The organism is Microbacterium sp. 13-71-7, from assembly GCF_002257455.1.
Lineage (GTDB): Bacteria > Actinomycetota > Actinomycetes > Actinomycetales > Microbacteriaceae > Microbacterium.
The window spans coordinates 1-4,174 of sequence record NZ_NCKN01000301.1; the positions used below are offsets into that span (position 1 = coordinate 1).

Annotated in this window: 6 protein-coding genes; 2 read left to right on the forward strand and 4 right to left on the reverse strand. The window is 72.0% G+C overall.

What is annotated here, in order from left to right:
• Positions 1-612, forward strand: a 612-nt coding sequence (locus tag B7X32_RS19090) for a sensor histidine kinase (RefSeq protein ID WP_292723326.1), incomplete at its 5' end; no start/stop codon positions are given.
• A gap of 123 nt (positions 613-735) precedes the next feature.
• Here the strand turns inward: B7X32_RS19090 and B7X32_RS19095 are convergent.
• Positions 736-984, reverse strand: a complete 249-nt coding sequence (locus B7X32_RS19095) for a WhiB family transcriptional regulator (protein ID WP_045249333.1) — start codon at positions 982-984, stop codon at positions 736-738.
• Between the two features lie 252 nt (positions 985-1,236).
• On the opposite strand from B7X32_RS19095, the gene B7X32_RS19100 reads away from it, so the two are divergent.
• Positions 1,237-1,647 (forward strand): hypothetical protein, encoded by a 411-nt coding sequence (locus B7X32_RS19100; RefSeq protein ID WP_292723334.1) that lies wholly within the window; start codon positions 1,237-1,239, stop codon positions 1,645-1,647.
• Between the two features lie 6 nt (positions 1,648-1,653).
• Here B7X32_RS19100 and bcp read toward each other — a convergent pair whose 3' ends face one another.
• From bcp to B7X32_RS19115, 3 genes are all read right to left on the reverse strand, one after another.
• Positions 1,654-2,130, reverse strand: coding sequence for a thioredoxin-dependent thiol peroxidase (gene bcp, locus B7X32_RS19105; RefSeq protein ID WP_292723336.1), 477 nt, complete (start codon positions 2,128-2,130; stop codon positions 1,654-1,656).
• Positions 2,131-2,197: 67 nt separating this feature from the next.
• Positions 2,198-3,259, reverse strand: a complete 1,062-nt coding sequence (rsgA, locus tag B7X32_RS19110; protein ID WP_292723337.1) for a ribosome small subunit-dependent GTPase A — start codon at positions 3,257-3,259, stop codon at positions 2,198-2,200.
• Positions 3,256-4,174 (reverse strand): 3-phosphoshikimate 1-carboxyvinyltransferase (locus tag B7X32_RS19115; protein WP_292723338.1); only part of this gene is annotated, 919 nt, incomplete at its 5' end. The genes B7X32_RS19115 and rsgA, both read right to left, overlap by 4 nt.

Genomic DNA, 4,174 nt, shown 5'->3' on the forward strand with positions numbered 1-4,174 from the left:
ATCACCAAGGACGCGACGATCCGCGAGATCCACCACCGGGTGAAGAACAACCTGCAGACGGTCGCCTCCCTGCTGCGGATCCAGGCCCGCCGCACGCACTCCGAGGAGGCGCGCGATGCGCTGACCCAGGCCATGCGCCGCGTCGAGTCGATCGCGGTGGTGCACGACACGCTCGCGGGCGGTCTCGCGCAGAAGGTCGACTTCGACGAGGTGTTCGCGCGCGTGCTGAAGCTCGTGGCCGAGGTGGCGTCGGCGCCGAACACGCGGGCGCGCACCCAGTCCACGGGACGGTTCGGCGTGCTGCCCAGCGAGTATGCGACGCCGCTCGCGCTCGCCCTCACCGAGGTCGTCACCAATGCCGTCGAGCACGGTCTCGCGGGGCAGGAGGGCCTGGTCACGATCGAGGCTCAGCGCACCGACGAGAACCTGCGCGTGATCGTCAGCGACACCGGGCACGGTCTGCCCGAGGGACGGATCGGTCAGGGCCTCGGCACGCAGATCATCCGCACGCTCATCCAGGGCGAACTCGGCGGGACGATCGTCTGGGAGGGCACGGACGGCGTGGGCACGAAGGTCACGATCGACCTCCCCATGCGCTGGGTCAACGGCTGAGTCGACACGACGCCCGTCCGCGCAGCGGATCCGCGATGCGTCGACCCCTGGCGGAGCGAGGACTGCGCAGCGGCCGGAGCCGAAGTCTGCGGTGCCGCGCGTCCCGATCCGACCCCGCGGGGATCAGCCGGCGCGGCGGGCGCGGGCGGCGCGGCGCTTGAGGGCGCGGCGCTCATCCTCGCTGAGTCCGCCCCACACGCCCGAGTCCTGGCTGGACTCGAGGGCGTACTGCAGGCAGACCTCGGTGACGGTGCACCGGGCGCACACGGCCTTCGCCTTCTCGATCTGATCGACGGCCGGACCGGTGTTCCCGACGGGGAAGAACAGTTCGGGGTCGACGGTGAGGCAGGCGGCCTTGTCGCGCCAATCCATGGGGGCTCCTCGGTGTGGAAATGTCATGGGCGCGCGAATTTCGCGTGCCCGGAAATCGAAGGCGGCGTTCGGGGGGTCGACGCCCATCGGTGATGCGAGCGGATGCTCGCCCCACGCCGCTGTGGGAGCACATGGCTGTGATCTATTCTCTTACATGAAAGGCGAACGATCAAGGATTTTCTGCACTCCGCATGAACGGGAGGCGAACCGCGAGCGAACGCCATCGTCCGAACGACCCCCTCAGGAGCCCCCATGCGCCCGTCGAGACTGACCATCGCGGCGGCCGCCGTGCTCGCACTGGAGGCGGCGGCGCTGCTCGTGGTCACGCTCGGGGAGGTGTTCGGACTGAGCTCAGGGGCCGCGGCGTCCCTGCCCTCCGCCCTCGGGCTGATCGGGCTCAGCGCGGTGGGAGCCGTCGGCCTGGCCGCCCTGGCCTACGCCGTGCTGCGCGGACGCTCGTTCGGGCGCAGCGGCGGCATGGTGGTGCAGATCCTCGCGATCGCGGTCGCGCTGAGTGCGCTGACCGTGCGGCCGTTCCCTGTCCTGTTCGTGCTCGCGCTGCTGATCCCCGGCGCGATCGGCGCGGTGCTGCTGTTCCTGCTGACGCGGCGCGCGGGGGCCGAGGCCCGCCGGAGCGCCGACGCCGAGCAGCAGGACGACTGACGCGCGCTACGCGGCGAGTCCCACGAGCTTGCGGATGCGGGCGACGTGGCCGGTGGCCTTGACGTTGTAGAGGGCGTGCGCGATCACGCCGTCCTCGTCGATCACGAAGGTCGAGCGGATCACGCCCTGGATCACCTTGCCGTAGTTCTTCTTCTCGCCCCACACCCCGTATGCGTGGTGGACGGCGAGGTCGGCGTCGCTCAGCAGCGGGAAGGAGAGCGCGTCGCGCTCGGCGAACTGCTTGAGCTTCGCGACGTCGTCGCGGGAGACGCCCAGCACCGTGTACCCGGCGCCCTGGAGCGACGCGAGGCTGTCGCGGAAGTCGCACGCCTCGGTCGTGCAGCCGGGGGTCATCGCCGCCGGGTAGAAGTACAGGATGACGTTCCTGCCGCGCAGATCGTGCAGCGAGACGGACGCACCGTCCTGGTCCTGCAGGGTGAAGTCGGGGGCGGGGGATCCGGGTTCGAGGCGCTGCGCAGTCACGCCTCCAGGCTACCCGCAAGCCAGGGCGCGGATCCGCTCAGCACTCGTCCGCTCGGAGCACGTCCGCTCAGAGCTTGTCCGCGAAGGTGGCGAGCAGCCGCTGCAGGGATTCCAGCCGTGCCAGGCCCGCCTCGCCGAGCGCCCCGTCGGCCGCGGCCTCGTTGAGCGCGCAGTCCTCGGCGTCGGCCCGGTGCGTGCAGCCGCGCGGGCAGTTCTCCGCGATCGCGGCGAGCTCGGTGAAGGCGGCGAGGATGTTCTGCGGATCCACATGTCCCAGCCCGAAGGAGCGGACGCCGGGGGTGTCGATCACCCAGCCCGACCCCAGGGCCGGGTCAGGCGCGACGTAGCGCAGGGAGACCGTCGACGAGGACGTGTGCCTGCCCCGGCCCGTCACCTCGTTCACGTGCCCGGTGGCGCGTCCCGCCCCCGGCACCAGCGCGTTCACGAGCGTGGACTTGCCGACGCCGGAGTGTCCGACGAACACGGTGGAGTGCCCGATGAGCGCGCGGCCGATCTCGTCGACCGGCATCTCGCCCTGAGCGCTCGTGAAGACCTGGAGATCCAGACCCTCGAAGTGCTTCAGGAACGCGGACGGATCCGCCAGATCCGTCTTGGTCACCACGAGCAGCGGGCGGATCCCCGCGTCGAGCGCCGCGACGAGGTAGCGGTCCACCAGGCGCTCGCGGGGTTCCGGATCCGCCGCGGCGACCACGATGAGCATCTGGTCGGCGTTGGCGACGATGACCCGTTCCACCTGATCGGTGTCGTCGGCGCTGCGGCGCAGCAGCGAGGAGCGCTCGAGGATGCCGACGATCCGCCCCAGGGACCCGTCCTCGCCCGAGACATCGCCCACCACCCGCGCGGCGTCGCCCGTGACGATCGGGGTGCGGCGCAGCTCCCTGGCCCGCGCCGCGGTGATCGTGCGCTCCTCGTCGGGGTCTCCGCCCTCGCCGAGCAGCACGGTGTAGCGCCCGCGGTCGACCCCCAGCACGCGCCCGATCTCGGCGTCGCTGTGCGCGGGACGGCGCTTGGTGCGCGGGCGATTGGCCTTCGGATTGGGGCGCATCCGGATCTGGGACTCGTCGAAGTCGTCGAGCTCGTCGTCGCCGTCGTCGTCCAGCCAGCTCACGCGCGGGCGCTCCCCGCGACGTCGACGGCGAGCAGCCGCTCCCACAGCTGGGTGAACTCGGGGAGCGTCTTCGCCGTGGTGCCGATCTCGTCGATCTCGACACCAGGCACGCGCAGGCCGATGAGGGCGCCCGTCGTCGCCATGCGGTGGTCGTGGTGCGCGGGCCAGGTGCCGGCCCGCAGTGCGGCGGGGACGATGCGGATGCCGTCCTCGAGCTCCTCGGCCTCGCCGCCGAGAGCGCGCAGGTTGCCCGCGAGCGCGGCGATCCGGTCGGTCTCGTGCAGGCGGATGTGGCCGATGCCGGTGATCACGGTGGGCGCGTCGGCCAGGGCGGCGAGGCCGACGAAGGTGGGCGCGAGCTCGCCGGCGGCGGACAGGTCGAACTCCCCGCCGCGGATGCGACCGGTGCCGCGCACCGTGAGCACGCCGTCCGCGCGGCGCACCTGGGCGCCGAGACGCTCGAGGAGATCCGGCAGCAGGGCGCCGGGCTGCGTGGAGCGCGCAGGCCAGCCCTCGACCGAGACCTCGCCGCCGGCGACGAGCGCGGCCGCGAGGAACGGCGCCGCATTGGACAGATCGGGCTCGATCGCGATCTCCCTGGACCGCGGCACGCCGCCCTCGACCATCCACTCTCCTGGCGCCGGGCGGGACACCTTGATCCCGCGCCGGGTCAGGGCCTCGACGGTCATGTCGATGTGCGGCATGCTCGGCAGCCGCTCGCCCGTGTGCACGAGGTGCAGGCCCACGTCGAAGCGCGGTGCGGCGAGCAGCAGACCGGAGACGAACTGGCTGGACGCGGAGGCGTCGATCTCGACGCGCCCGCCGCGGATGTGGCCGCGCCCGCGGATCGTGAACGGGAGGGCCCAGCTGCCGTTGTCCTCGATGTCCACGCCGAGGTCGCGCAGCGCATGGAAG